A 26,683-nucleotide genomic window follows, 5' to 3' on the forward strand; every position below is an offset into this window, starting at 1 on the left:
TCTCGGGAGACGAGAAAGGCCAGGTAGTTGCCTGGTGTCCGTTCGTAGCGGTGGTGGAGACGGCGGTAGCCGGTCAGCCAGGACATGGTGCGCTCGATGACCCACCTGCGGCGGCCGAGCCGTTCGCTTGAGTCGATGCCCTTGCGGGCGATGCGGACGCCGATGCGTTTGCCCCATGATCATCGCCGCAGGTGAGGCACGTCGTACGCCTTGTCGGCGTGAAGGCGCTGGAGCTTGGAATCGGTCGCGTGGGACTCGTGTCCCATGTGGAAATGGGGCAGCATCGGCTTCGGGGCCTGGCTGTCGTGGGTATCGGCCGCGGTGAGTCCGACGCGTACGGGCAGTCCGTTCGCGTCGGACGCGACGTACCTTCTGGAACCGGGCTTACCCCGGCCCACAGGGCTCTGACCTGCAAGTTCGCCGGCCTACACCGCCGCGGCCCTGGTGCTGCTGGTCCGGCTGCGCCCGGACCCGCTGCTCCTGGCACCGCCCCGGGAACCCCGCGGTGCCGTGGCCGAGCCCGGCACCGAGTCCCTTGGCCCGGTACTCCGTACGCCCGACGTCATCACCGGCGCCACCGTGATGATCACCGCTCAGCTGGTGCTGATCGCCGCGATGACCATGGCGCCCGTCCATGACCGGCCACGGGCAGGCGACGCAGGCTGTGGGACTGGTCATCGCCCTGCACGTGGGCGCGATGTCCTGCCGTCGCCGCTGAGCGGCCTGCTCCCGGACCGGATCGGCGGGCGGCGGGTCGCTTCCGCGGCCGGTGCCGTCCTGCTGGCCGCCGGCCTGTCCGCGGCTCTCGCCCCGCCGACCTCCGTCGCGCCGCTAGTCTGCGCGCTCGTACTTCTCGGCGACGGCTGGAATCTGGCCCTGCTGGGCGGCACGGCAGGACGGTGGCCGCGGGAGGCGTCCCGTTCGTCGGTCTGTTTCAGAACGCCTATCGGGGCGGGCCTTTTGAGGCTGAGCAGAGAAGCGGTCCAGCAGGCCGGCGAGCATGAAGGGCCCTCAGGCCGAGGATGGCGAAGGCGTTGCTGGTGTAGACGATGAAGGCGTCGTCGCTGACCGCGAGGACGGCGGGCACACTGTCGACGGCGGAGATCAGTCGGCGGCCTCGACCGCGGCGACCACCGCGAACAGCGGGGTCGCCATCCATATGCCGGCTTCCTTGACGGAGAACCTCGCCCCGGCGTACTCGTCGCGCACCGAGAGGAACTTGCGGAGCTTGTAGGTGCTGTAGAAGAGCACCGCCGCAAAGGCGAACAGCACGGCGGTGAAGCGGCTGACCACGGCCACGCCGAGGGAGAGGACGATCGAGCGGAAGACGAGCGCGCCGAAGATCAGGGCGAGGCTCACCCACAGGCCACTCCAAGTGCCTGGCATGATCCTCAGGAGGCAGGTCAACGGCGCGTACGCGCCTTCGCGGCGGCCGCCTTCACGGCCGCCTCGGCCTCCGCGGTGCATCGGAGCGATGTCGCCACCGGAGCGGCGATCAGCCTGGCCAGTGCCTGGCTTACCCGGCACGCCCTGCACCCGATCCTGCGCCGCTGGACCAGCTACGCGGGGATGTCGCTTCGGTGCCGGGTAAGGAGGCAGGTCACCAGTAGTGTCGACGGCCGGCGACTGCGTGGCCCATGGATCCCATGATCCACAGGATGGCGCCGATGACCGCGAGGATGATCCCGATCGTCCACAGGATCGATATGCCGGTAACGAATCCGACAACCAGCAGAATGATGCCTAGCAGGAGCATGACCGCCTCCGTTGCGCCGTAGTGCTGCTTTCACTGTGGACCTCGCCACGGCATTAGGGAAGCCCTGGTGTCTTCTGGGATCGGCATCTCCGCGGCCAGTCTCCACGACAGCCAGGTCCTCATCCCGCTGGTCTGCGGCATCCCACCCATCCGCTCGCGTCGCGGAAAGCTGGCGCCTCTCCAGCCAGCTCGATGTCGGCGAGAAGACCGGGGAGGCCAGCCGCTCCCAGCAGCCGCTGCTGGACAGCGTCGCCGACCTGGCCGGAACCGTGGTCACCAGCGACGCGCTCCACACGCAACGCGAGCACGCCGCCTGCCTCCTAGGCCGCCGGGCCCACCACATCGCCATCGTCAAGGGCGATCAGAAGAAGCCGCGCCAGCAGCCGAAGCCCCTGCCCTGGAAGGGCATCCCGCTCCAAGGCCGCATCCATGGCACCGGCCACGGCCGCGCCGCGATCCGTCGCATCAAGGTCGCCCACCGCGGCAACCTGCTCTTCTCCGGCGCCCGTCAGGCCGTGCAGATCAAAGCGCCGACGCACCGACCGCGGACAGCCACGTGAACATGATCCTGAGAGCGGCCGCCAGGCCGAACACGTCCTCACGCCGGCGAGATGGGCGGCTTCGGTCAGGTGGAAAGCGCGGCTTCGAGCATCCGCCGGACCACTGGGGTCAGCTCGGCCGCATCGGGCAGGGGGCGGGTCGTGGCCATTGCGCCGACGAGCCAGTCGTACAGCAGGCCGTCGGTCCAGGCGACGAGCAGATCCGCTGCCGGCGCCGGACGAGGAGCCCCGAGCGCTGCCAGCAGGGCGGTGGCCCTGGACCGTGCGGCGAGCCCGGCGGTCCGCAGGTCGGCACGCAGCTCCGGCCGTCGGGTCGCCTCCAGGCTGAGTTCGAAGCGGGCGAGCTGGCGCTCGCGCGCCGCCGTCAGCCAGTGGTGCAGCAGTGCGGCCAGCGCGCCTGCGGCGGAGTCCAAGTCCGGGGGGCGCCCGTGGTCCGCTTCCCAGCGATCCGCGTCGGCTACCGAGAGTTCGGCCAGGCGGAGGTAGCAGGCGCTGATCAGAGTGCTGCGGGTGCGGAAGTAGTACGACGTGCTTCCGGCCGGCAGGCCCGCGGCGGCGTCGACTGCGCGATGGGTCAGGCCGCGCAGTCCGGCGGTGGCCACGGTGCTGATGGCGGCATCGGCGATCAGGTCCCGGCGGTCAGGGATGGACATACCCGCACTCTACAGATGTAGAGTGCGGACTTGTCGCCTCTACAGATGTAGAGGCGACAAGGGTTGGAGGAGGCAGTCGACATGGGTGTTCGTCATGCTGTTGTGGTCGGAGGCGGAATCGGGGGCTTGACCGCGGCGGTGGGCCTGAGCCGCCGCGGATGGCGCGTCACCGTGTGCGAACGGGCCGCCGAACTCACGGGTGCGGGCGCGGGCATCGTGCTCGCCCCGAACGCGCTGCGCGCCCTGGATTCGATCGGCTTGGGTCCCGACGTGTGGGCGGGTGACGCACTGCCCGGTCAGATCGGGCTGCGTACCCCCGACGGCACTTGGCTGAGTCGATCCGACGGCGGCGCGGTGCCCGCCCGCTACGGGCTTTCCGCGCGTGCCGTGCACCGCGGCTTCCTGATCGACGCTCTCGCGACCGCACTGCCCGCCGGTGTCGTACGCCTCGGCGTATCAGTGACCGGCGTGGACGACGCGGGGGACGCCGTGGCCGTGCGTACCTCGGCAGGGGACCTACGCGCCGACGTCGTACTGGCGGCGGACGGCATTCGCAGCGTGCTCCGCGGACAGCTCTTCCCCGCCCACGGCGGGCTGCGTCACGCCGGTGAGGCCGGATGGCGAGCGGTGCTTCCCGGTGCGGGCCTGCCTGCCCAGCCGGCTGCCGAAACCTGGGGGCGAGGCGAGCGGTTCGGCGTCGTTCCACTCGCCGATGGCCGCATCTACGTCTACGCCACCGCCGTTTCCGGCCCCGGCGCGAGACCGGAAACCGGCCATCACGCGGAGCTGATCCGGCGCTTCGGCGCGTGGCACGATCCGATACCCGCACTGCTGGACCGGCTGGACCAGCGGGATCCAAACCCGGTCGGCATACTCCACCATGATTTCCACGAGCTGGTCGCGCCTCTGCCCCGGATGCACGTCGGCCGGGTGGCCCTGCTCGGCGACGCCGCCCACGCGATGACCCCCAACATGGGACAAGGCGGTTGCCAGGCCATCGAGGACGCCGTAGTGGCGGCGCATCTCCTCGCACCCGCCGATGACGTGCCGACCGCGCTCGCCGCCTATACGAGGGCCAGACACCGGCGGACCACCCGGATCAGCCGCCGCTCCCGGCGCATCGGCGAAGTCGCCCGGCTCTCCCACCCACTGGCCGTGTCCATCCGGAACCTGGCAGTACGAGCCACGCCGCAAGCGCTGTCGCTGAGAGCCCTGGACACGGTCCTGGGCTGGCAACCACCATCCTCCCCCGCCACGCAGTAACGGTGAACACCACAGTCACGTCCCGTCCCCCTGCGCCGGGGCCGACCGAACACGCAGCGCCACCCTCGCGGAACTGCCCGGCTGCGGGCATCTCGAGACCTTCCTGAGAACGGATCTCACAGTTCGCACGGAGCTGAGTGCCGGCTCTCAATCTTCATGCGTCACACCGAGGTCGTGGCGCATGGCGGTTCTCATGGTCCGGAGCATCTCCCAGACCTCGTACTGGGCCTGGGCTGCGGTCTCCATCGTTTCGCCTGGTTCGGGGGCACCGCGCTCGAGGCGCTTGACCTGGCCGTAGACCTTGTTCAGGGCTTGGTTGACGACACTCGCCCGCATGAGTACTTCTTCGGGGGCGATCATCTGTGCTTCGGAGTATCGATCGCGGTGCGCGTTCTTCGCCTCCTCGAGTGCGTCGCTGTCGGCCTCCTCCACGCCGCGTTCTCTCATGACGTGCAGGTGGCGGTTGAGCGCGGTGGTGAACTGCCGGGCATCTCGGTTGAGTTCCACGTAGCAGGTGCGTCGCAGAGAACGGTTCTCGCGGACCTCCTCATGGTCTCGAACGAGTTCCATCTCCCGGCGCTTCGCTCGTTCGGAACCGCGCTGGGTGAGTAGCGCCCCTCCCAGGGTTCCTGCGACGCCTGCCACCGCGATGATCAAGGAGCTGAGATCCACCGACGTACCCCGTGAAGTTCTTCGGCCGCGTGCCCGCTGCACATGGCCCAGGCCGTCAAGTCTGCCGCTCCTCGGTGCGCCGGGGTCCGATGGCCCTTCTTGTGGTGGCAGGGGCGGCTGTACGCCTCGCCGGTGGCAAGGACTCTGCCACGTGATGACGGGTGGCCGGGTGGCGGTTCTTCGAACCAGGCGGTCGGCCAGGCCCGGGAAGGTGCACCGGCCGGAGAGCCGGTCCTCGTGTACAGGTTCCTGAACGCCGTGCGGCCGTGCGCCTGTTCCGCGTTCCTGGCCGGGCGGCTGCCTGCCGGATGGCGCCCACCGTGCTCGCTCTGGTCGGGCTTCCCTCGGCCGGCGTGGTGGCATCCCGTCGTGCCTGCCTGGCTGCCTTCGGCCAGCCGATCTGTGACAGTGAGGGTCGTCGCCACGATGCTGCCCTGGTTCACCGGGCGCTCAAGACCACTCGCGCCCGAGCCGAACAACAGTCCCTGGGCTGAAGGGCCCGGTCGAAGAGGCGAGAAGGGTCAGGACTGCGCGGTCCGGAACGCAAGATACCGGCTGAAGGCTTCGTGGCTATGGGGAGTGAAGCGCCACTGCAACAGGGCCGAGTGAAGCTCCGACTCGGTCAGCCGGCCACGTCAGGCGACCTCATCGGGATCGGGGGTCACAGCGTCCGGAACCACGGCTTCGTGCACGCCGAGCCAGTGAGGGCTCAAGCCGCTGCGGTTGATGAACGTGAACAGCAAGCGCGGCAGGCCACGGCCGCCCATCTCTGCGGCCAACTCCCGCGCGGCAGCCTGTTCATGGGATTCGCCGACATCTGCGGCGTCACCGACCATGACCTCACTACTTGATCAGGGCATTCGCGACAATGATCACCAGGCCGATCAGCATGTCCAGCCCCCCTGCCCGGCACGAGGACGGCCATCCGTGCCCGGCGGTGCGGGCGGCCCAGGCGCCCCAGCCGAACAAGGCGATGGTGTTGAACAGCAGGGCCGCGTCCACTGCCGTGGCCTCTGTCCACCACCCGCCTACCGCGCCAAGCAGTATCCCCACCGTAGGCAGCACGGCGGCGACCAGTGGCCACTCGGCGAGCACCAACCGCAGTCTGCCGGTGGTGGCTGCCCCGTCGACGGACGCACGCTGGGCGATGACGTGCGCGTACCCGTGGGCGGCGCCTGACGCCAGTGCGGTGAGCAGGACCCACAGCGCGTCCGAACCGGGATCGGCCTCTTCGCCCGTCGCGTCCAGCGCGGCCACCAGGGCGCTGGCCAGCACCAGTCCGTAGATGCCGCTGAACAGTGACTGCTCCGGCGGCCGGTGCCGCGAGATCCACCGCGCTGCGACGTTCTCGGGGCGGACAGGGTCGGCGCGGTCGGGCATCGCATCGCCTCGGTGCGGGAAGAGGGCTGGGTTCCCACATGCTCACCCGCGCCACGTCAGGGAACACGACGCCACGCGCTGATCGCATGATTGTTGTGCCCGAAGGGTGGCAGGACGCCGGTGTCGGGTCCCGTGCCGGGACGGGCGGCACGGCACGCCATCTCGTCAACGGCAGCGGCTGCTCGGATGGGCCTCCCTACGATCCCTGAACCATCCGCCCGTGGCGCCGAACGATATGGTACGGACGCCTTCACCCACACATGCTGTGCGGCCAGCAGGCGGGAGAGCACAGCCGAGCTGGGGTACGAGAGTGACGCGACCCCCGGCAGCCCCAGATGGCCCACGACCACCGCACCGGGCCGGCGGAGCCCCCTGAAGTCTGTGCGTCACCGGCCCGCCGGAGGGTTCCCGCGGGACGGTTGCGGCCGGAGGGAGGGCAAGGTCAGGTGCCACCAGTCGGTCAGGCGGTCGTCGAGGACGGTCGTACCCTCGAGTGCCTCGGTGAGGGTGCACAGGCCGAAGAACGCGCGCACCAGGGTCCGGGCCGTGCGGGCGGGGCGGACGAGCTCGTGGACATGCCCTGCCAAACGGGCCTGCGCGAGCAGTCGCGTGGCGGCGGCGGTCCACCGCGCGAAGGGGTCGGGAACGGGAGCCTTGATGATGGTGCGCTCGGCCCACAGACGGGCACCGGCACGCGTCACGGGATCCCGGGTGAGGGCATGGGCGATGTCGTAGCTGAGGGCGACGAGCCGTTCGAGCGGGGGGACCGTCTCGTCTCCGTAGCGTGCAGCGAGCTGGGACCACGTGGCGAACCGGTCCTCGACGACGGCGACGGCGATGCCCTCCTTGCCGGTGTAGTGGAAGTAGACCGCGCCGCTGGTCCGGCCCGACCTTGCGCTTATGTCGTTGACGCTGGTGGCCGCGTATCCCTGTTCAGCGAACAGTTGGGCAGCCGCTTCCAGCAGTGATCTGCGGGTTGCCTTCGCCCGTTCCTGCAACGTTCCGTCCGCCCTCGCTCTGTTCTCATGCCGGCCACGAATTTAGTGCGCCAGCGTACGCCCGGAGCCCAAAGAGGCACTTTCGGGCGGTAATTGCGCAGTTCTTTCGAATGCGCACGCGTGCGAGTGGTAACGGACGCAAGGCGCTCCGGGCCCCGCACGGCGAAGCACAGTGGCAACTGACCTGCGAGCACGTGGTGTTGACGGTCTCGGCGGCTGCGTCACGGCTGTCACCGCCGCACGGCCATACGCCTGTTTCCGGCGCCCGTCGAGTCACCGAAAAGGGTTATTGCCCGATTTGCCTGGACGGAAATAACGTAGCGGACACTATCTTTCCGTTTCCTGCGGATACGGAAGTGCCGCATGCGTACATGCGAAGGCATGGGAGGCCCCCAGTGACCATCTCGGACCACGATCTGCTCGACTGGTCGCCCGAAGCCGTCGTCTTCGACTGCGACGGCACCCTGATGGACAGTGAACGCCACTGGCAGGAGGCTCGCAGCCGGGCCTTCCGGGAGCACGGACTCCAGCCACCGCCCGGGTTCGCGGAGCAGGCCCTTGGCCTGCACTACGAGGACTGCGGCCGGCTCATGGCGCAGTCCGCGCACAAACCCGAACTGACCGAGGACCTGACAGCCGCGCTTCTCGACCACTTCCTGGCACTCGTCACCGACGAACCGGTGACGATGCCAGGTGCGGTGCAGCTCGTACGACTGCTCTCCGGCCGGATACCGCTGGCGGTGGCCAGCAACTGCCCGAGGGTCGTGGTGGAAGGCAGCCTGGAACGGGCCGGCCTGCTCGCCCACTTCCAGCACCTCGTCGTCCCCGACCCCGGGGACCGCGTGCGCCCCAAGCCGCACCCCGACGTGTACGCCGTGGCGGCCCGGCTCTGCGGTGTCCCCCCGCAGCGGGCGTTGGCGGTGGAGGACTCCCTGACCGGTGTGGAAGCGGCCCGCCGGGCCGGCCTGCGGGTCCTGGGCGTCGGTCCCCGTCCGCAGGGCGACGGCGCCAACCGGGCCGACGGGTGGATACCGGCGCTGGACGCTCCCGAACTGCTGGCCTGGGCCCACGCGCTCGGCAGCCCGCGGGGGCCGCAAGTGCCCTGACAGCAGCGCTCCTGTGCTTCTGGGTTGCGGCGTTGAACGCCTTTCTCAGCGGCACCGGAGCCCTGTCCGTCTCGCCTCTCACCCCACGCCACCGGCATCACCGATCCCGGCCTCGCCGAAGAGACTCGGCCGACGGGAACCCACGGCCGGTCCCCCTCGGATCGCAGAGGCCCGTCCCGATCCCGAAAGCCATCGTCGACCAGTGGCTTGTAATGTGACATGCCATCTGTCCGGTGACGTAGCCCTGGTTGTGCTCGCGCGTGACCTCGTCGGCCTGGCGCCCGTCCGAGCGATGCCCCAGCCTCGACAAGCGGGGTGCACCACCACACCGCCCAATTCTGTGACCCGTTGCGATGCGGCTCAGAAGTGCGTCAGCCGATCATGTCGCCGGTGAGGGCGGTATCCAAATGCGTGAGCAGGACGTCGAGCGTGGCCAGTTGGTGCGGTTCGAGCACGCCGAAACACTGTCTGAGCGCGTTCGTGCCCGCTTGTTCCGCGGCGGCCAGTGCCGTACGGCCTGCGTCCGTGAGGGAGACGGTTTTGCGGCGACGGTCCTCGGGGTCGCCGGTTCGGACGACCATGCCGAGGCGCTCAAGGCCCTCCACGATCTGGGTGACCGAGCGTGGCGCCTGGCTGAGGGAAGCGGCCAGCTCCGCCTGGTGGAGCGCGCCGCGGCCGGCCAGGGTTTGAAGGACCTTGGCGCGCGAGAGGGACAGGCCGGCGATTGCCAGCATGTGTTGGTCGACCTGTTCGCGCAGGCTGTGCGCGAGGGTGAGGAAGGACAGTCCCACCTGCTCCGGGGCCCTGCCCGTCGTTGCTGATTCGTGCTGCTCCATGGTTCGGGTATCCTCGCACAACAGAATCGTGAGGTACCTCATGAAAGGGGTGGAGATGGATCGTCCCGTCGCCGTGATCACCGGAGCCACCTCCGGACTGGGCCGCATCGCCGCCTTTGAACTGGCCCGCGAGGGCTACCGCATCGGCACGGTGGCCCGCTCCCGCAGCAAAGCGCAGACCCTCGTCACCGACCTGAAGGCAGTGACCGACGCACCCGTCGACGTCTTCCACGCCGACCTCGGCCTGCTCTCCGATGCCCGCCGCGCGGGAGAGCGGATCGCCGCGCACTACCCGCGCCTGGACGTCCTGGTCAACAACGCCGGCCTCCACGCCTTCGCGCAGCGCGTCACCGCCGACGGTCTCGCGGAGATGACGGCCGTGAACTACCTCGGCCCGTTCGTCCTGACCGAGGCGCTGACGGCGAAGCTCGGCGCCTCGGCGCCGGCCAGGATCGTCAATGTCGCCTCCGAAGCAGCCCAGCAGGCGAAAACGATCGCCCCGGCCAAGGACCTGCGGCGCACCGAGCCCTACACCCGCCGGGAATCGATGCCCCTGTACGGGCGCACGAAGCTGATGAACATCATGTGGACGCAGGAGCTGGCCCGCCGCCTGGACGTGGACAAGGTCACCGTGAACTGCTGTGATCCCGGCTTCAATGCCACCGGACTGGGCCGGGACCTGCCCGGCTCCGCCGTCCTGCAGCGGGTGCTGAACACCCTGAGGATCGGCGATCCGCGCAAGGGAGCCGGCATCATGGTGCGGCTCGCCACCGACCCGGCGCTCGCGGGCACCACCGGCGGCTACTTCTCCGCCCGCGGCGCCCGCCCGCTCCAGTGCCCAGAGCCCGGCCGGAACCCGCGCGTACAGCGGGAGCTGTGGGACGCGACCACGGCACTTCTCGCCGCCCGTCCGGTCGGCTGAGCCCCGGACGCCCGCCTCAAGGAGGACACCGCCCGGTACGGGGGTACCGCCCTGGGCGCGGATCGGTACCGGAGGAGGAGCAGAGCAACGCCGCCGAGCTGATCGGCCTGCTGGTCGCCGCCCTCGTCCTGGTCGGCCAGGACGCGCTCGCCGGGATCGCGGAGCTCGGGAGCATCGCCGCGGCGGCCGGCGCCGACGAGGTCGTCCTCGCCGGCGGCGACTGGGCCTTGAACGCCCGCAGTTACCGGAAACTGCGGCTCTCCGACGCGTGGGTCCCGGAACAGCTCCGGGTCGCCGGGCTGCGTCCCACGCGGGAAGGGTCCGGGCCGGGCGGCATGCGGATCGTGGCGCTCCGGCATGCGTAGGGAGGCGTCCAGGCGCGCGGCAACCTCCGAGCGGTCGGCGGCGACCAGAGGGGGAAGTGAAGGCTCGTGAAATCCCGTCCCCGAAAAGGGAGATCACCATGCGCAAACGCCTCGCAGGACTGCTCACCGTGTTCACCACCGTCCTGGCCGTGCTGCTCGCGCCCGGCCTGACGACCCCGTCCGTGGCACAGGCGGCGAACGACCGATCGGCCAAGGAACGCACCCAGGACCAGGTTGTGGCCCAGGCCCTGGCGAAGACTCAGGGCCAAGCCGAGGCGGCGGTCGCCTCGGCGGACGTCTGGAACCCACCCGCGAACCTTGTCCAGCCCCTCGACGAGGTCTGGAACCACGTCGAGTCCACCTACGGCAACCTGTACGGCTTCCGCAATTACGGCTGGGACCAGATCATGGCCAACCGCGGCAGCGTCAACTACTGCGTCCGCTGGGAGTCGGACCAGCCGGTCAGCGCCGCCCTGCGCGACCAGATCCACGCCGCGCTGAAGAAGCAGTTCGGCAAATGGACGGCGGCGATGGTCGACAACGGCTTCGGCCACAACGCATGGCCGTACACCAACGTCCCCGTCAACATCGTCGGCTGGGCGGTGAAGAACCGCTCCACCCTCCAGTGGAGCGACAACTCCGTCGACATCTACACCAACATGCTGGACGGCGGCGGAGCCCCGCAGTGCGCCCCTGACTGCGGCCGCTTCTTCCACCAGGACGGCAACTACTCCCGTTGTCCCGGCGGCGCCGCCCGCCACTACGACCAGTCCCTCTGGCTCACCGAGGACTTCGGCGGTGGCGCCGGCGGCGACTGGGGGCAGCGCATGGGCCGCTCCTACTTCACCGGCGCGCTCGACCAGGAGAACATCCACATCTACCTGCACGAGGTCGGCCACACCTTCGGCCTCGACGACTTCTACGACTGGTCCCCGACCGGCCAGTGCTGCTTCCTGATGAAGGCCGGCAGTGCCACCCAGATCACCGAGTTCGACAAGTGGATGTTCCGGGACTTCTGGCGCCACATGAAGTCCCGGTACGGTCTCTGACACCTCCCTCCACCGACCTTCGCGGGGCCATGACAGATGTCATGGCCCCGCTGTGAAGACGGTCGTCCCCGAGACGGATGTGAGGAGCACCGGCACCTCGCGACAATCACCTGACAGAGCCGAGGAGTTGACCGTCCAGGCCCATGGGTAACGTCAGAAACGAGGGAACAGTCGTGCGTATCAAACGTCTCGTCGGGACCGCGCTGGGCACCACACTCCTGCTCGTCACGGCGGCGCCGACTGTGTCGGCCGCCCCCGGAGCGGCGGGAACGGCACCGGTGCCCACCAGGCTGGACCGGGCCGAGCTGCGCGCCACGCTCGACGCGATCCACACGGCCGGGATGTACGGCACCTACTCGTCGGTGCGTGACGGTCGGGCACGCTGGACCGGCGCGTCCGGTCTGGCCGACGTGGACACGGGCCGCGAGGTCACCCCCCGTATGCGGCACCGTGTCGGCAGCATCAGCAAGACGTTCACTTCGGTGGCGATCATGCAGCAGGTGGAGCGGGGCCGGATCGGTCTCGACGCCCCGGTCACGGACTACGTCCCCGAACTGTTCGAGGGGAGCGGCGCCGACCGGGAGCGCGGCGAGGCCATCACCGTACGCATGCTCCTCAATCACACCAGCCACATAGCCGACTACGTCCTCGGCGCCTTCCCCTCCCTCGCCCAGCAGTCCACCGCAAGCCTCGACGAGGGGCGCTTCCGCTCGATCGCCCCCGGGGAACTGGTACGGCTGGGCCTCGCCGCCGACGCCACCGGCCGCCCCGGCGCGCAGCCGGGCTCGTACGCCAACACCAACTACGTGATCGCCGGCCTGATCCTGGAGAAGGTCACCGGCCAGAAGGCTTCGACGTACATCACCCGCAACGTCATCGACCGCGCCGGCCTGCGCGACACCTCGTACCCGCGCACCCCGTACATCAACGGCCCGCACGCCAAGATGTACGAGTCCTTCTACGGCATCATCGACCCGCCCCGCGACTACAGCGTCTACGACATGTCCTGGGGATACACCGCGGGCGCGATCGTCTCCACGACCGAGGACCTCAACCGCTTCTACCGCAAGCTGCTCACCGGCGGCCTCGTCGGCCGCGCGTCCCTCGCCGAGATGCAGCGCACGGTCCCGGTGAAGGTCGCCCCGGGCGCCGCCATCGACTACGGCCTCGGCGTCTACGCCCTCGACCTTCCCGGCTGCGGGCGTTTCTGGGGCCACGACGGCGCGGTCTTCGGTGCCGGCACCATCAGCCTCACCAGCGCGGACGGCGAACGCCAGCTCTCCATGGGCTGGAACCTGATGAAGTACCAGCGCCTCAACGCGGACGGCACGGCCCTGGAGCCGAGCCCGATCGACGAGGCGATCAACGGCCACCTCGTCCAGGGACTCTGCCCGACGCCGGCCACGGTGGAGGAGCCGGGTACGGGCTCCGGTGCGGCCCTGAAGCCCGGGATCGCGGCGGCGGACGCCGGGCGCGTCCTCCCCGACGGCCTGCTGGGCGTGGACCTGTCCACCGGGAGCCGGCCGGTGGCCCCGAACCGGTGACCCGGTCTCACGGAGTCATGACGGCCGGTGGGGCCCGGGCGGGGTCTTCCGTGGCCCGGACCGTGTGGTCGCGACGCTGACCCTCGCTTGCGACCGGGAAGGCCGCATCTCAAGACCATCCACAACGTGGCCAACCCCGACAAGCTCCACGCCGTCGCCGACAGCACTCGGCACGACCTTCCTGACCGTCCGCTCGATATCGACGCCCGCCGGAATCCCGTGATCGCCTGGGCCGGCTGCCCCAGCACGGGCGGGCGGGTTCAGATGGAAGCGGATACGGCAGGCTGTTGCCGTCGTGATCCACTTCTGCCGATCGGTTCGCCTGCCCTGCCTGTTGCCGCCGCCCGCCCGATAATCCTGACCACCGCCGAGCGGCACCGGTTGAAGGAGGCGGCTCGGGGACCACAGCCGAGCACCGGGCCAGGGCGCGGGCACAGATCGTGCTCCGCGCGCTGCTCGTCCTGACGAACATCGGTGCCATTACCGAGAATTGAGTTCTGCCGCAGGTGGCCCACACTCAGCACATGCCCCCGGAGCAGCGTCACCGGGCCGGGATCGGCTGGGTGAGGTTCAGCGGGTTGCCGTCGGGGTCCTGGATGTGGGCGACGCGCTGTCCCCACGGCATGTCGTTGGGACCGCTACGTACCGAGCCGCCCAGCGCCACCACCCGGCCGAGCGTCTCGTCGACGTCGTCGACACCGATGCTGAGCAGGATCCGCGACGCCGCCCCGGTACCCGGGTTTTCCTTGGCCACCAGCCCGAGGTCGGTGTCACCGATGCGCAAGCCGAGGTAGAAGGCCGGGCCTTCCGCCGGTACCCGGAAGGTCTCCTCGGCGCCGAACAATTTCGTATAGAAGCCGAGCAGGACGTCCTGGTCGGCAGTGATGATCACTGGCTGGATGGTGGACATGGCACTCCTGTCGCGAACGGTCGTGTCGCCGGGTAGACCGTTCGAGGACGGTGAACTCATCGGCGCAACCGCCCCGCCGGACGATCCACACCCCAGACTCCCGCCCACCACCAGCACGAGCACCCCGAAACGAGGTCACACCACCTGGCTCGCCAGCCACTTCAAGGTGGTGCAGCCTCACCGAGTTCCCACACGCTGCGCGGACCAGAAGGCGTCCCCGGCGAGTGCTGCCCCGTACCGGGCGCGGCGCGGGGCAGTGCGTCCGGCGGCGTGTGTCAGGCAGCAGGACGGACTGCGAGGCCGACGGCGGTATGCGCGAAGCGGACGGACCAGTGAACCGTCGGTGCGCAGTCGGTCCGGACGGGCCGAAACCCGTCGGCAGCCGGCGCCAGGTACAGCCCGTCGTCGCCACGACGATGATGGCCGCCAGCACCTGCCGGCCCCCGTACCTGCGCCGGCCCCCGTACCTGCGCCGGCCTCCGCCCTGCGGCCGAACCGGAGCGGCGGGCATCACCCGCTGGAACGACCTCCACGACCCGTCCGGCACCCGACGCTCCACCAGCGGTATCACGGCCGTCAATCCAGTGATCGAGCCAGTTGAGTCGATCTCTTGTCCGCAGTGCCGGTGGGGTGAAGCCGAGGCGCGTCGGCGCGGCGACAGTGCCCCATTGACATGTGATCGGAGACGCTGTCCGCCGGATCGTGGATGCCGACGGAAAGAAACGCATCCGAGAGGACTGACAGGAGATGGCAACGTGTCTGTCGAGACCAACAAGGCCCTGGTACGCCGGTTGTTCGAGGAAGTGCTCAACGGTCGGCGGATGGAGATCATCGACGAGCTGGCCGCGACGGACTACCAGGAGCACGACCCGCTGCCTGGACAGCGTGAGGGACGCGAGGGGCTGAAGGATCGAGTGACCATGCTCGTGGCGGGACTGGCACCGACCTTCAGCATCGACGACATCATTGCCGAGGGTGACCGTGTCGTCGTCCGCTGGACCAACAGCGCCACCCACTCCGGAACGTTCCTGGGCATTCCTCCGACGGGGCGATCATGCCGCTTCGCCGGAGTCGACATCTTCCGGCTCGACGGCGGCCGGCTCGTCGAGCACTGGCACGTCGTCGATCAGCTCTCCATGCTTCAGCAACTGGAGTTGCTCCCGTCATCCTGAGCCTGAGTAAGCCCGCACCTGGTCGGCCTTGAGCCGCGACGATGCCGCGGGCGTGCAGGTCGCCGAGGGCCGCACGACCGCCCTGACGAGTGAGTGCCGTAGGCGTGCTTCCCGTCGCCGGTCGCACGGGTGTGGCCGGGCCCGTGGACCTGCGAAAGGTGTCGGCGGCGATCCGGGCCGACTCTGGGTACGCGTACTCATGTGCCGGCCCCGCTGCTCGGCCAGGACGGCGGGCATGGAACTTCCCACGGCGCCTGCGGCGTTCGATGCTTCCGTACGGCCCCGCGCCGGTCAGGGCGCGGACGTGGGGACTGCCGTGGGACTGTCGCTCCCCGAAGTGCTCGCTCTACTGGTGATCTTCGGCGCCTGGTTGATGTCCGGCGTGAGCCTGGATCCGAGCAGGACGGTGAGCCCCGACCCGCTGGGGGGCCATCTCGTCGCCGCCGGCGTGGTGGGCCCTGGCCGTCATGGCGGCCGTGATCGCGGCCAGGTCCCGTGCTGTGGTGACGGCGTGGACCCAGTGCTTCATGGCCGTCGTGGTGGTGGCGGGGGTGACCGGCGGAGTGGCGGTCCAGCGGCACGAGGACCGCACCGTACCCCCGCTCCGGCCCCCGCTTTCACCGGCGGAACGGGGTGCCGCAGCGGCGGCGACAACAACGAACGCGCGGACACCGGCGGCTGAGTCGACACCACGACCGCCAGGGGCGCCCGTGGAAAGTGCCACGGCCCACGACCCCCTCCTGCACCTGTTCTGTCCGGAGTGAGAAGGCGGAACGCAGACGGCGGTTCGTCGGGGGCCGTGGGTTCCGTGTTGAGTCTCCCTGGCCTGACGCGCGGTTCCCCGTCGCGTGCTGCGGATCACTCCGTGCAGGCTCTATCTACGTGACCTTGGGAGCAGCTTCACGTACTCGCTCTCCCCTCGACTGTGCAGGGCCAAGATCGTGAGGCAGAATGCCGTGGCCCACGAATGGGAACTCTGAGAGCCTGCACGTCGCCACAACGGAACAGGATATTCCGAATGTGGTCCTACCCCGTGGGTTCAGCCGGTCCAGTCGCGTGAGCACAGGACGAGGAAGTATCCGTCGGGGTCGGCGACGGTCACGCCGTGCTTGTCCCAGTAGGGGTTGTGCGCGGGTACCTTGGTGCCCCCATGGGCCTCCAGGCGGTCGACCAGCGACGGGTCGACCGGAGTGCCGAGGTAGACGACGAACAGGTCGTCCCGTGTCGGGGTGGGCTCGATCGGGCGTTCGGGGTCATGGGTGAGTTCCAGGTGCCAGGCGGCGCCCGGCGGCCCGACCATGAGCAAGTCGTGTTCGCCTGGGACCCGTTCAGTGGTCCGCCATATCACCTCGAGTCCGAGACCCGCTGTGTAGAAGCGTTCTGCGGCGGCGAGGTCCCTCGATGGCCGGGCCATTCGGATGCGGGTCGTGGAGTCGATCACGCGGAAGCCTCCAGGGCGGCACGCCAGGCAGGGCTGTCGACGTAGTGGTTGTCGAAGCGCTCCGATGACTCGGCGATCTCCTTCGGGTCGGCCTCGCCACGCATCACCCGGCCGAGCAGGCGCAGGTAGTCGAACCTGCCCATCCCGGGGGTGAAGACGAACAGGACATCCGCTTCACAGCCCGGGGCAGCCGCGAAGGCGTGCGGGGTGTGGGGCGGCACCGCGAGGAAGTCGCCTTCCTTCAGGACGGTGACTTCCTCGCCCACCAGCACCTGTAGAGCCCCGTTGATCACGAAGAACAGTTCCGTTGCGCGGGTGTGGAAGTGGGCCGGTGCCCCTGCCCCACCCTTGGTGAAAGTGGACCGGTAGCTCGTGAAGCCGCCTGGGGTGCCGTCCGAATCGGCCAGAAGGGTCATCACACTGCTCGCGTCGGAACAGGTCTCGGCATCTGCCTGGCGGGTCAGCACCGCCGCAGGCGGAGTGTTGGTCGTGGACATGATGGGTGTCTCCTCGTTCATGATCATGATTCTAGGATCTTGAGCAGTTTTCGTACACGCGTGCGGGGTGGGACCAGATCGGCCGCGTGTTTCAGCCACCCAGCGTGATCAGGGCCGCGACCGCCGGGCCGAAGGCACCGCCCAGCCGGCAGCAGAGATATGTCGAGAGGTAGAGCAGATGAGCGATGTCGTGGACGCGATCATCGGCCAGTGGGCCAAGGAGCGCCCAGCTGTAGTGGAGGACCTCTGGCCGGTAGAACTCTTCGCGCGGATCCAGCGGCTTGGCCGCCTGATCGACAAGTCCGCCAAGGCCGCGGCCGCGGCGCACGGAGTGGAGCACGGCGAGTTCGATGTGCTCACCACACTCCAGCGCTCCGGGCCTCCCTACGCCCTGACCGCCGGGGCCTTCCTCAAGGCGTCCATGGTGACCTCCGGCGCCATCACCAACCGCATCGACAGGATGGAGGCCAAGGGTCTGGTCGAGCGGGTGCGCGAAGACAGCGACCGACGTACCGTCAAGATCCGCCTCACCGAGTACGGGCACGAGGTCACCCGGGCCGCCTTCGCCGACCATCTGGCGAACTATGCGCAACTGCTCGCCGACGTGGATCGTGACGTGGTAAAGAAGACCGCCGAGGGCCTTCGGCAGGTGCTGGAATCCGTCGGTGACACCGCCGTCCCGTGATGGCCCGCCGACGCGGTCATGGGTAGCGCGCCGATCGCAGCCTGTTGGCCCGGTGGTCCGCGGGTACTGGGCCGATGGATGCCGTGGCGATGTGTCAACGAGGACGGGAGGTTCGAGCCTTGTTCGAGGGCTTTGAGACCACGCGGGTTCAGGTCGATGAAGCATCGATTCTCCTTCGCTACGGCGGGGAAGGGCCGCCGGTGGTGCTGCTGCACGGCCACCCCCGGACATCTGCGACCTGGCATCGCGTCGCCCCGCTCCTCGTCCGACGCGGTTTCACCGTGGTCTGTCCCGATCTCCGGGGATACGGCCGGTCCACCGGTCCGGCGCCTACCGCCGACCACGCGGGATACTCCAAGCGGGCCGTCGCTGGTGACGTGGTCGAGGTGATGCGCTCCCTCGGCCATGCCCGGTTCGCGCTCGCCGGGCATGACCGCGGAGGCAGTGTCGCGCTGCGTCTCGCACTCGATCACCCCGACGTGGTCTCGCGAGTGGCGCTGATCGACTGTCTGCCCCTCAGCGAGCACCTGTCCCGCATCACGACCGAGTTCGCCACGCAGTGGTGGCACTGGTTCTTCTTCGCCCAGCCGGATATTCCCGAGCGGGTCATCAACGCCGATCCGGACAGCTGGTACCGCGGTGAGCCCCAGAGCATGGGGCAGGAGAACTATGACGAGTGGCGCGCGGCCACGAGAAGCCCCGACGTGGTGCGGGCGATGCTGGAGGACTACCGGGCCGGTCTCACCATCGACCGGCGGCACGAGGAGGACGACCGCGCGGCCGGGAAACAAATCCAGTGCCCGGCGCTGATCCTCTGGTCGCTCCGGGACGACCTCGAGGACCTGTACGGAGACCCGGTGAAGATCTGGCGGCAGTGGGCACCGAACGTACGCGGCCACGGCATCGACTCCGGGCATCACGTGGCCGAAGAGGCTCCAGAAGCGCTCACATCTTCCCTTGCGGACTTCTTCGCCGGACGACCTGAGTGAGAAACCTCTGGGCCGCCTCCCGCGCAGCACGTGGGGACGTGCTCAGCGCACGAGCTCTACCCAGCCGGCCGCAGGGCTGCCAGATGGGAAGTGCGGGTGCAGCCCCTTGGGGGGCCGGTCCCACCAAGCGTTGAGGCGGTGGTAGTTCGTAGCGGTGGCGGTGAGCTGATGCCGTGGCCGGGCCTTGGCCAGGCCGCCATACCGGCATTGCCGCAGACCGAAGGCTCGAACGCCCTGGGAGATGGTGCCCTCGACATCGGTCCGGTGCGCCTGCTGCCTGAGTCCACCACGTCTCCCTGTGGCGAGCCGAGCGTTGGCCTGGTCGTGCCGTGCTGTCGGACTCACGGCCGGGAACGGTCGGCCGTCGGGAGTCGTCGATCATCCCGGGAAGCTTCCCGGCGGGGGCGGTGTCAGTCGGACGCGACCCTTTCGGGGTCGTCCGCGGACGTACCGAGGCGCAGCCACCGGTACCCGTAGGCGGGCAGGTCGACGGGGAGCAGCCCGTCGTCGGCCACCGTGAGACCCGTGTGCCCCTCGTCGAGGAGGTCCGTCAGCCGCTCCCCCGGGCCGGCCTCGGACAGGTCCAGCCGTACCGTGACGGGCTCGCCCGCGAAGTTGTGCACCGCCAGGACCCTGCCGTCGGTGGCGCAGCCGACATGTGCCAGGACGGCGCGCTCCCCCGTCTCGACGAGGCGGTAGTCCCCCCAGGCCAGCTCGGGAGCCTCCCGGTAGCGCTCGATGAACAGCCGGATGCGGCTCAGCAGCGAGCCGGGGTCGCGGCTCTGCTCGTACACGTTCACCTTCTGCGGTCCGAACGCGCCGTCCGGCAGCAGACCGGGGAAGGCGTCCGGCTCGGCCGTGGAGAACCCGGCGCCGCCTTCCGGTGTCCACTGCATGGGCGTCCGGACGGCCTGGCGTCCTTCGACGGCCAGGTTCTCCCCCATGCCGATCTCCTCGCCGTAGAACAGGACGGGGGTGCCGGGCAGGGTGAACAGCAGGCTGTAGGCCAGTTCGATCCGGCGGCGGTCGCCGTCGACCATGGGCGGCAGCCTGCGGCGCAGTCCGCGGTCGTAGAGCTGCATGTCCTTGTCGGGGCCGAAGGCCGCGAAGACCTCGGCGCGTTCGTCGTCGCTCAGCTTGTCGAGGGTGAGTTCGTCGTGGTTGCGCACGAACGTGGCCCACTGGGCGTCCCGAGGGGCGGCGGGGCGGTCCCGCAGCGCGGCGGCCAGGGGGCCGGCGTCCTCGCGTGCCATTGACAGGTACATCTGCTGCATCCCGACGAAGTCGAAGCACATGGTGAGTTCGTCGCCGCGGTCGGAGGCGGGGTCGCCGAAGAAACGGGCGAGGCCGTCGTAGGGCAGATTGACCTCGCCGAGGAGGACCGACTCACCGTTGCGGCGGCCGAGGAAGGCGCGCAGGTCGGCGAGGTATTCGTGCGGGTCCGGCAGTGCGCCGGCGTCGTCCTGCCCGTCCGTCTCCAGCAGGAAGGGCACGGCGTCGACGCGGAAGCCGGACAGGCCGAGCTGCGTCCAGAAGCCCATGACGCGGGCTATTTCGTCGCGCACCGCGCGGTTGGCGACGTTCAGGTCGGGCTGCTGCTTGTAGAAGCGGTGCAGGTAGTACTGGCCGCTGCCCTCGTCGTACTCCCACAGGCTGTCCTCGGCGTCCGGGAAGACCACGCCCTCGGGGCCGTCCTCCGGGGGCTCGTCCTGCCACACGTACCAGTCGCGGTGGGCGGAGTCCCGGCTGGAACGGGCGTCCTTGAACCAGGGGTGTTCCTCGGAGGTGTGGTTGACGACGAGGTCGGCGATCACCCGAATGCCGCGGTCACGGGCGGTGCGGACGAATTCCGTGAAGTCACCGAGGGTGCCGAGGCGAGGGTCGACGCCGTAGAAGTCCGTGATGTCGTAGCCGTCGTCGCGCTCCTGCGTCGGGTAGAAGGGCATCAGCCAGACGCAGGTGACGCCGAGGCGCACCAGATGGTCGATGCGCTGCGTCAGGCCCGCGAAGTCGCCGATCCCGTCCCCGTTGCCGTCCTGGTACGTCTCGACGTCCAGGCAGTAGACCACGGCGTTCTTCCACCACAGGTCGGACGTGCTGGTCAGACGCATCGGTACTCCTTCGCCGTGGCGGGGAGGGGGCGGGTGACGTCGAGTCGCGGCAAAACCTCGGCCGCGAAGGCGTCGATGAACGCGCCCTGTTCGCGGCCCACGTGGTGCAGCATCACCGTGTCGAAGCCGAGTTCGGCGTACTCCTGTAGCCAGGCGGTGTGTCGGCCCAGGTCGGACGAGACGTTGACCGTGCGCGCCACCTGTTCGGGCGTGACGTGCTCACTGACGATGTCGAAGAGTTCCGGGGAGTCCAGGTCCCAACTCACCGGAGGTGCGTGTACGTTGCTGCGCCACTGGTCGTGCGCCAGGGCGAGGGCCTCGTCCTCGTCGGGCGCCCAGCTCAGGTGGACCTGGAGGTGCAGGGGGCCGCGGCCGCCCGCGTCGCGGTACGCACCGGTGATCTCCCGCAGCTTGTCCGCCGGCGCGTTGACGGTGATCAGGCCGTCCGCCCACTCGGCGCACCAGGCCGCGGTGGCGGTGCTGCACGCGGCGCCGATCAGCGGCGGCACGGCGGGCGGCAGCGTCCACAGCCGGGCCCTGTCGACGGTGACCAGTCCGTCGTGGCTGACCTCCTCCCCGTGGAGCAGGGCGCGGATGACGTCGACGGACTCCCGCAGTCGTGCGTTGCGAATGTCCTTGCGGGGCCATCCGGTGCCCGTGATGTGCTCGTTGGAGGCCTCACCGCTGCCGAGCGCCACCCAGAACCTGCCCGGGTACATCGACGCCAGGCTGGCGACGGCCTGGGCGATGATCGCCGGGTGGTAGCGCTGGCCGGGGGCGTTCACCACGCCGAAAGGGAGTTGATCGGTGGCCTGGAGGGCGGCACCGAGCCACGACCAGGCGAATCCGGACTCCCCTTGCCGGACGCTCCACGGCGAGAAGTGGTCCGAGCACATGGCGGCGGTGAATCCCGCACGTTCCGCGTGCACCACGGCGTCGAGCAGATCCGCCGGCGGGATCTGTTCGTGCGAGGCGTGCAATCCGTAGACAGTCATGCCCAGCGGATACCCCCGGGAGCGCCCCTCAGCGGGAACTGGGGCACCGGCGCGGGGCAAGGCCGTTGCCCGGCAAGGCCTTCCCTCCCGCGCACAGTCGAACGACCATGTCCGTACCGGCATCCGGTGGTACGCGGCTGGCGCGGCACGGCGCCGCCCCGGCAGCTCCGCTCGAAGACGTGCAGGTCTCCACCGTGACGGGATGTCTGCCCCTGCGGAAGACGCAGCCTGGGCTGCGGCCTCCGCGAGAAGGCACGGGTGCTGGGACGGCGCATGCCCCGCCGACCGAAGCAGCCGCGGCCGACGAATCGATCGCAATCCCTCACCGCTGCAACGCCACAGGAACGACGTCCATGTCTTGAGCGGCGTCGACCGGGCGCCCGGTGCGTTAGAGCCCAGCCTTCCCAGCGCCTACTGGTGCACGAGGGCGGTGAACGAGGGTCGTCGCAGGGCCTCGGCGAGTGATGTGCGCCAGTCCGGTAGTTCGGGCAGGCCCGCCGCGGCCCAGCGGGCGTGACCGAGGACGCTGAAGGCGGGCCGGCAGGCGGGGCGTGGGAACGCGGCCGATGCGATCGGGCGGACACGGTCCGGATCGAGTCCGCTGAGTTCGTATGCCGCGCGGGCCAGGCCGTACCAGGTGGTGTGGCCGGTCGCGGTGGCGTGGTAGACACCGGGCGGGGCCTTGTCCGCGCGGCCGAGTATCACCAGGAGACCAGCCAGATCGTACGTCCAAGTTGGCTGCCCGTACTGGTCGTTCACCACATCGACGGTGTTCCTGCGGGCGGCCAGGCCGAGCATGGTGGCCACGAAGTTTCGGCCGTGCTCGCCGTAGAGCCAGGCGGTGCGCACGATGTAGCCGGTATCGGGCACGATGTCGGCAACCGCCCGTTCGCCGGCCAGCTTGCTGCGGCCGTACGCGTTGACCGGACCGGTCGGGGCCGACTCGGAGTACGGCTCGGTGCCATCTCCCGGCAGGACGTAGTCGGTGGAGACATGCAGTAGTCGAGCGCCGCTGTCCCGGCAGGCGTGAGCCAGGTGGCGGACGCCCGTTCCGTTGACGGCGGTGGCGGTGGCCTCGGCGGCTTCGGCGCCGTCGACGTCCGTCCAGGCGGCGCAGTTGATCACCACGTCGTGGCCGGGGACCGCGGTACGGACGGCCTCCGGGTCGGTGATGTCGAGGGCGGTGCGATCGAGCGCGGTGACCTGGTCGTCTGTCAGCAGGGTCCGCACGTCGCGACCGAGCATTCCACCGGAGCCGGTGACCAGCCAGCGGGTCACGACAGCGCCGCCCGGCTCTTCAGCGGCCCCCACCAGGCACGGTTGTCGCGATACCAATCGACGGTCGCGGTCAGGCCGTCCGCGAAGGAGGTCTGCGGCCGGTAGCCCAGTTCTCGTTGGATCTTGGTGATGTCGAGTGAGTAGCGCCGGTCGTGTCCCTTGCGGTCGGGCACCTGCCGGACCATGTCCCAACCGTGTCCGGTCGCCTCGAGCAGCATGCCGGTGAGCTCCTTGTTCGTGATCTCGGTTCCGCCGCCGATGTGGTACACCTCGCCGGCCCGGCCGCCGCGGAGCACGAGTTCGATGGCGTGGCAGTGGTCGGAGACGTGCAGCCAGTCGCGGACGTTGCCGCCGTCCCCGTACAGCGGCACCTTCTTCCCCTCGAGCAGGTGCGTGGTGAAGAGGGGGATGAACTTCTCGGGGAACTGGTGGGAGCCGTAGTTGTTGGAGCAGCGGGTCACCACGACATCCAGGCCGTGCGTGCGATGGCAGGCGAGCGCCAGCAGGTCGGAGCCGGCCTTTGACGCGGCGTACGGCGAGTTGGGGGCGAGCGGCGACTCCTCCGTCCATGAGCCCTTGTCGATCGAGCCGTACACCTCGTCCGTGGAGACGTGCACGAACCGGCCGACACCGTGCCTGCGGGCGGCGTCCAGCAGGACCTGGGTGCCCATCACATTGGTCCTTACGAACGGTGCCGCGCCGTCGATCGAGCGGTCGACGTGGGACTCGGCGGCGAAGTGGACCACCGCGTCGTGGCCCGGCATCACGGCATCCACCGTCTCCACGTGGCAGATGTCACCGCGCACGCAGGCGTAGCCGGGATGACGAGCCACCGGCGCGAGGTTTTCCACGACGCCCGAATAGGTGAAGTTGTCCAGGACGGTAATTCTGCTCTCGGAGTCCGCACTCAGCACGGAGCGAACGAACTCTGAACCGATAAATCCGGCGCCGCCGGTAACCAGGATGCGCATAGTCTGCGGATTCTAGCGCCACTCGATATGTGACCGAATCGGCCATCGAAGTCATACGCTGTCGCCATGCGAGGCATTCTGTTGGCCGGTGGCACTGGTTCCCGATTGTGGCCGCTTACTCGATCGGTATCCAAGCAACTGCTGCCGGTCTTCGACAAACCGATGATCTACTATCCTATTTCTACCTTGGTCATGGCCGGCATCAGTGAAATCCTCATCGTCACCACGCCGGACGACCAACCCCAGTTCCACCGCCTGCTCGGTGACGGCAGCCAATGGGGCCTCCGTCTTGAATACGCGGTGCAGGCACGCCCGGAGGGCATCGCGCAGGCCCTGGTGCTCGGTGCGGATTTCATCGGGGACGAGGCTGTTGCCCTGATTCTGGGCGACAACATCTTCCACGGCAGCGGGCTCGGCACCAGGCTCGCCCAGCACCTGGACATGAAGGGCGGCAGGGTGTTCGCCTACCCCGTCGCCGACCCGTCGGCGTACGGGGTGGTGGAGTTCGACGAGCTGGGACAGGTGCTGAGCATCGAGGAGAAGCCGGCCCGTCCCAGATCCAGGTACGCGGTGCCCGGACTGTACTTCTACGACAACCGGGCGGTGGAGATCGCCCAGAACCTTCGCCCCAGCGCCCGTGGGGAGTTGGAGATCACGGATGTCAACCGGGCCTATCTGGACACCGGTGAGCTCTACGTCACCCCCCTCGACCGGGGCACGGCCTGGCTGGACACCGGGACCTTCGCCTCGATGGTCCAGGCCTCGGAGTTCGTCCGGGTGATCGAGGAGCGGCAAGGCCTCAAGGTCGGCTGCGTCGAAGAGACGGTCTGGCGGTCCGGACTCGTCGGCGACTCCCAACTGCGCCTGCTGGCAGAGCCGCTGCTTCACAGCGGGTACGGCCAGTACCTTCTCGGGCTGCTCGAGGAGGGCGAGCGGTGAAAATTCGCGAGCTGACGATCCCCGGCGCGTTCGAGATCGTCCCGCAGGTGCACGGCGACCAGCGCGGGCTGTTCACCGAGTGGTACCGCTTCGACCGGTTGGCGGAGGCGGTGGGCAGTCGGTTTCCACTTGCCCAGGCCAATCTCTCGGTGTCCGCCAAAGGTGTGGTGCGCGGCATCCATTTCGCCGACGTGCCGCCCGGGCAGGCCAAATACGTCACGTGCGTGCGCGGTGCGGTGTGGGACGTGATGGTCGACCTGAGGGTCGGCTCGCCCACCTTCGGCCGTTGGGAGGGCCTCCGTCTGGACGACATGGAGCGCCGGGCGGTCTATCTCCCGGAAGGGCTGGGACACGGCTTCTGCGCGCTCACCGACGACGCGACCCTGACGTATCTGTGCTCGACGACGTACCGGCCGACCGGCGAGCACGCGGTCCATCCGCTCGATCCGGACCTGGGCATCGAGTGGCCGGCCGACGCACCGCTGCTCTCCGCCAGGGACGCGGCGGCACCGGCGTGGGCCGAGGTGGTGGCGAAGGAAATGCTGCCGTCGTACGACGCATGTCTGGCGTACCGCGTCTCTTCCTGTCGTTCAGCCCCGGACAGGCCCCAACAGCGAAGGCCGAGCAGCCCGGATGCAAGCCCTTACGCCAATTGAGTGGAATGCAGCAACATCAGCTGCCAACCGTCGGCGTGCAATCGGAGCCCTGCACACTTATGCCGGTACGACTGCGCGAATCTTGGCGCTCATTCATGCCGTCCGAGGTACTGGTATGACATTCCCGTGCACCCGTCACCCACTTCTGCGTATGAGTTTTCGGCGCTGCAGGAAGGTTCCGTCATGAAGCATCAGCCTCTTCGCAGATCGTGGGTCCGGGTTGTCACTACCCTGTCGGCGGCGGGGACTTTTGGATTGCTTGTCAATCTCGGTTCGTCGACGACCGCTCCAGCCGGCGCGACAGGTATGTCCGTCGGTTACTCCATCGGCGTGCCAGGCCCGAACGGTGCTGTGAGTGCCGCTTTCGAGCCTCACCCACCGGGGACGGCCAAGGACGACGGTGACGAACCGGCCGGGCACCATGGCAAGCCTGGTCAGCACCCCCGCCCACCGGGCCCCCAGGGCCCCCAGGGCGCTCAGGGCTTCCAAGGCACCCAGGGCAGCCAAGGGTTTCAAGGCACTCAGGGATTTCAAGGAACGCAAGGCTTCCAAGGCACCCAAGGGTTTCAAGGCACTCAGGGCTCCCAGGGCACGCAAGGATTCCAGGGCAGCCAAGGGTTTCAAGGCACGCAAGGAGCCCAGGGCACCGGGTCCCAGGGTTCCCAAGGCACTCAGGGCTCCCAGGGCACGCAAGGATTCCAGGGCAGCCAAGGGTTTCAAGGCACGCAAGGAGCCCAGGGCACCGGGTCCCAGGGCTCCCAAGGCAGTCAGGGGGTCCAGGGCAGTCAGGGTTCTCAGGGCAGCCAGGGCGGGGCGGGCCCCCAGGGTTCTCAGGGCAACCAGGGCGCTACCGGATCCCAGGGCAGTCAGGGCGGCCTCGGAGCGCAAGGCAACCAGGGTGGCGCCGGCCCACAGGGAAGCCAGGGAGGCGCCGG

The 26,683-nt window shown here is 69.1% G+C and carries 26 protein-coding genes and 5 pseudogenes; 13 read left to right on the top strand and 18 right to left on the bottom strand.

Annotated elements, in window-relative coordinates; translation table 11 throughout:
- Positions 1-11 precede the first annotated feature (11 nt).
- From ACZ5Y0_RS24915 to ACZ5Y0_RS24925, 3 genes and pseudogenes are all read right to left on the bottom strand, one after another.
- Positions 12-422, bottom strand: a pseudogene (locus ACZ5Y0_RS24915) (transposase); the annotation flags it as partial.
- Between the two features lie 553 nt (positions 423-975).
- A pseudogene (locus ACZ5Y0_RS24920) lies at positions 976-1,344 on the bottom strand (TerC family protein); the annotation flags it as partial.
- Between the two features lie 256 nt (positions 1,345-1,600).
- Positions 1,601-1,756, bottom strand: coding sequence for a DUF6131 family protein (locus ACZ5Y0_RS24925; protein ID WP_086173352.1), 156 nt, complete (start codon positions 1,754-1,756; stop codon positions 1,601-1,603).
- 79 nt (positions 1,757-1,835) lie between these two features.
- Between ACZ5Y0_RS24925 and ACZ5Y0_RS24930 the strand changes: the two are divergent.
- A pseudogene (locus ACZ5Y0_RS24930) lies at positions 1,836-1,922 on the top strand (IS5/IS1182 family transposase); the annotation flags it as partial.
- 459 nt (positions 1,923-2,381) lie between these two features.
- Here the strand turns inward: ACZ5Y0_RS24930 and ACZ5Y0_RS24935 are convergent.
- The gene (locus ACZ5Y0_RS24935) at positions 2,382-2,969 is read right to left on the bottom strand and encodes a TetR/AcrR family transcriptional regulator (protein ID WP_469130896.1); all 588 of its coding nucleotides are present in this window, start codon (positions 2,967-2,969) and stop codon (positions 2,382-2,384) included.
- A gap of 81 nt (positions 2,970-3,050) precedes the next feature.
- On the opposite strand from ACZ5Y0_RS24935, the gene ACZ5Y0_RS24940 reads away from it, so the two are divergent.
- On the top strand, positions 3,051-4,232 hold the full coding sequence (locus tag ACZ5Y0_RS24940) for an FAD-dependent monooxygenase (protein WP_469130897.1): 1,182 nt from the start codon (positions 3,051-3,053) through the stop codon (positions 4,230-4,232).
- 147 nt (positions 4,233-4,379) lie between these two features.
- On the opposite strand, the gene ACZ5Y0_RS24945 is transcribed toward ACZ5Y0_RS24940, so the two are convergent.
- From ACZ5Y0_RS24945 to ACZ5Y0_RS24960, 4 genes are all read right to left on the bottom strand, one after another.
- Positions 4,380-4,904, bottom strand: coding sequence for a hypothetical protein (locus ACZ5Y0_RS24945; RefSeq protein ID WP_469130898.1), 525 nt, complete (start codon positions 4,902-4,904; stop codon positions 4,380-4,382).
- 635 nt (positions 4,905-5,539) lie between these two features.
- Positions 5,540-5,740, bottom strand: a complete 201-nt coding sequence (locus ACZ5Y0_RS24950; protein WP_469130899.1) for an NUDIX hydrolase — start codon at positions 5,738-5,740, stop codon at positions 5,540-5,542.
- A gap of 7 nt (positions 5,741-5,747) precedes the next feature.
- Positions 5,748-6,284 carry a hypothetical protein gene (locus tag ACZ5Y0_RS24955; RefSeq protein ID WP_469130900.1) on the bottom strand — a complete coding sequence of 179 codons (537 nt, stop codon included), beginning with the start codon at positions 6,282-6,284 and terminating at the stop codon, positions 5,748-5,750.
- Positions 6,285-6,670: 386 nt separating this feature from the next.
- Positions 6,671-7,282: a ScbR family autoregulator-binding transcription factor gene (locus ACZ5Y0_RS24960; protein WP_469130901.1), complete on the bottom strand. Its 612-nt coding sequence runs from the start codon at positions 7,280-7,282 to the stop codon at positions 6,671-6,673.
- Positions 7,283-7,677: 395 nt separating this feature from the next.
- On the opposite strand from ACZ5Y0_RS24960, the gene ACZ5Y0_RS24965 reads away from it, so the two are divergent.
- Positions 7,678-8,388, top strand: a complete 711-nt coding sequence (locus ACZ5Y0_RS24965; protein ID WP_469130902.1) for an HAD family hydrolase — start codon at positions 7,678-7,680, stop codon at positions 8,386-8,388.
- A 371-nt stretch (positions 8,389-8,759) separates the two neighbouring features.
- Here the strand turns inward: ACZ5Y0_RS24965 and ACZ5Y0_RS24970 are convergent, their stop codons facing one another.
- The gene (locus ACZ5Y0_RS24970; RefSeq protein WP_469130903.1) at positions 8,760-9,224 is read right to left on the bottom strand and encodes a MarR family winged helix-turn-helix transcriptional regulator; all 465 of its coding nucleotides are present in this window, start codon (positions 9,222-9,224) and stop codon (positions 8,760-8,762) included.
- Between the two features lie 55 nt (positions 9,225-9,279).
- On the opposite strand from ACZ5Y0_RS24970, the gene ACZ5Y0_RS24975 reads away from it, so the two are divergent.
- The 4 genes from ACZ5Y0_RS24975 (at position 9,280) to ACZ5Y0_RS24990 (ending at position 13,104) form a co-directional block, all read left to right on the top strand.
- Positions 9,280-10,146 carry an SDR family NAD(P)-dependent oxidoreductase gene (locus tag ACZ5Y0_RS24975; protein ID WP_469130904.1) on the top strand — a complete coding sequence of 289 codons (867 nt, stop codon included), beginning with the start codon at positions 9,280-9,282 and terminating at the stop codon, positions 10,144-10,146.
- Positions 10,101-10,511: a hypothetical protein gene (locus ACZ5Y0_RS24980; RefSeq protein ID WP_469130905.1), complete on the top strand. Its 411-nt coding sequence runs from the start codon at positions 10,101-10,103 to the stop codon at positions 10,509-10,511. Before ACZ5Y0_RS24975 ends, ACZ5Y0_RS24980 begins: the two co-directional genes overlap by 46 nt.
- Positions 10,512-10,609: 98 nt before the next feature.
- On the top strand, positions 10,610-11,560 hold the full coding sequence (locus tag ACZ5Y0_RS24985) for a hypothetical protein (RefSeq protein WP_469130906.1): 951 nt from the start codon (positions 10,610-10,612) through the stop codon (positions 11,558-11,560).
- Positions 11,561-11,733: 173 nt separating this feature from the next.
- Entirely contained in the window at positions 11,734-13,104 is a 1,371-nt protein-coding gene (locus ACZ5Y0_RS24990; RefSeq protein ID WP_469130907.1) for a serine hydrolase domain-containing protein, read from the top strand.
- Positions 13,105-13,645: 541 nt separating this feature from the next.
- Here ACZ5Y0_RS24990 and ACZ5Y0_RS24995 read toward each other — a convergent pair.
- Positions 13,646-14,014, bottom strand: coding sequence for a VOC family protein (locus ACZ5Y0_RS24995; RefSeq protein ID WP_469130908.1), 369 nt, complete (start codon positions 14,012-14,014; stop codon positions 13,646-13,648).
- A 310-nt stretch (positions 14,015-14,324) separates the two neighbouring features.
- Positions 14,325-14,594, bottom strand: a pseudogene (locus tag ACZ5Y0_RS25000) (transposase); the annotation flags it as partial.
- A gap of 175 nt (positions 14,595-14,769) precedes the next feature.
- On the opposite strand from ACZ5Y0_RS25000, the gene ACZ5Y0_RS25005 reads away from it, so the two are divergent.
- Both ACZ5Y0_RS25005 and ACZ5Y0_RS25010 read left to right on the top strand, forming a co-directional pair.
- Positions 14,770-15,186: an ester cyclase gene (locus tag ACZ5Y0_RS25005; RefSeq protein ID WP_469130909.1), complete on the top strand. Its 417-nt coding sequence runs from the start codon at positions 14,770-14,772 to the stop codon at positions 15,184-15,186.
- A 235-nt stretch (positions 15,187-15,421) separates the two neighbouring features.
- Positions 15,422-15,950: pseudogene (locus ACZ5Y0_RS25010) on the top strand (DUF6234 family protein).
- A gap of 275 nt (positions 15,951-16,225) precedes the next feature.
- Here the strand turns inward: ACZ5Y0_RS25010 and ACZ5Y0_RS25015 are convergent.
- Together ACZ5Y0_RS25015 and ACZ5Y0_RS25020 are read right to left on the bottom strand one after the other, a co-directional pair.
- Positions 16,226-16,600 (bottom strand): VOC family protein, encoded by a 375-nt coding sequence (locus ACZ5Y0_RS25015; protein ID WP_469131002.1) that lies wholly within the window; start codon positions 16,598-16,600, stop codon positions 16,226-16,228.
- A gap of 23 nt (positions 16,601-16,623) precedes the next feature.
- Positions 16,624-17,145, bottom strand: coding sequence for a cupin domain-containing protein (locus ACZ5Y0_RS25020; protein WP_469130910.1), 522 nt, complete (start codon positions 17,143-17,145; stop codon positions 16,624-16,626).
- Between the two features lie 157 nt (positions 17,146-17,302).
- Here ACZ5Y0_RS25020 and ACZ5Y0_RS25025 point away from each other — a divergent pair, with 157 nt between their 5' ends.
- Entirely contained in the window at positions 17,303-17,809 is a 507-nt protein-coding gene (locus ACZ5Y0_RS25025; protein ID WP_469130911.1) for a MarR family winged helix-turn-helix transcriptional regulator, read from the top strand.
- A gap of 119 nt (positions 17,810-17,928) precedes the next feature.
- Positions 17,929-18,798: an alpha/beta fold hydrolase gene (locus ACZ5Y0_RS25030; protein ID WP_469131003.1), complete on the top strand. Its 870-nt coding sequence runs from the start codon at positions 17,929-17,931 to the stop codon at positions 18,796-18,798.
- Between the two features lie 42 nt (positions 18,799-18,840).
- Here ACZ5Y0_RS25030 and ACZ5Y0_RS25035 read toward each other — a convergent pair whose 3' ends face one another.
- The 5 genes from ACZ5Y0_RS25035 to rfbB all read right to left on the bottom strand — a co-directional run bounded on the left by ACZ5Y0_RS25035 (position 18,841) and on the right by rfbB (position 24,153).
- Positions 18,841-19,143: a transposase gene (locus tag ACZ5Y0_RS25035; RefSeq protein WP_469130912.1), complete on the bottom strand. Its 303-nt coding sequence runs from the start codon at positions 19,141-19,143 to the stop codon at positions 18,841-18,843.
- Positions 19,144-19,208: 65 nt separating this feature from the next.
- A complete protein-coding gene (locus ACZ5Y0_RS25040) occupies positions 19,209-20,909 on the bottom strand; it encodes an alpha-amylase family protein (protein WP_469130913.1) in 1,701 nt (566 codons plus the stop codon).
- Positions 20,900-21,904, bottom strand: coding sequence for a TIGR03885 family FMN-dependent LLM class oxidoreductase (locus ACZ5Y0_RS25045; protein WP_469130914.1), 1,005 nt, complete (start codon positions 21,902-21,904; stop codon positions 20,900-20,902). The genes ACZ5Y0_RS25040 and ACZ5Y0_RS25045 overlap by 10 nt, the downstream gene beginning before the upstream one ends.
- A 411-nt stretch (positions 21,905-22,315) precedes the next feature.
- The gene (gene rfbD, locus ACZ5Y0_RS25050; protein WP_469130915.1) at positions 22,316-23,182 is read right to left on the bottom strand and encodes a dTDP-4-dehydrorhamnose reductase; all 867 of its coding nucleotides are present in this window, start codon (positions 23,180-23,182) and stop codon (positions 22,316-22,318) included.
- Positions 23,179-24,153, bottom strand: coding sequence for a dTDP-glucose 4,6-dehydratase (gene rfbB / locus ACZ5Y0_RS25055; RefSeq protein WP_469130916.1), 975 nt, complete (start codon positions 24,151-24,153; stop codon positions 23,179-23,181). Before rfbB ends, rfbD begins: the two co-directional genes overlap by 4 nt.
- Positions 24,154-24,219: 66 nt before the next feature.
- Between rfbB and rfbA the strand changes: the two genes are divergently transcribed.
- Both rfbA and rfbC read left to right on the top strand, forming a co-directional pair.
- Positions 24,220-25,092 carry a glucose-1-phosphate thymidylyltransferase RfbA gene (gene rfbA, locus ACZ5Y0_RS25060; RefSeq protein WP_469130917.1) on the top strand — a complete coding sequence of 291 codons (873 nt, stop codon included), beginning with the start codon at positions 24,220-24,222 and terminating at the stop codon, positions 25,090-25,092.
- 2 nt (positions 25,093-25,094) lie between these two features.
- Positions 25,095-25,748: a dTDP-4-dehydrorhamnose 3,5-epimerase gene (gene rfbC / locus ACZ5Y0_RS25065; RefSeq protein ID WP_469131004.1), complete on the top strand. Its 654-nt coding sequence runs from the start codon at positions 25,095-25,097 to the stop codon at positions 25,746-25,748.
- Positions 25,749-26,683 lie beyond the last annotated feature (935 nt).

This window comes from Streptomyces sp. NPDC033216 (assembly GCF_055577115.1).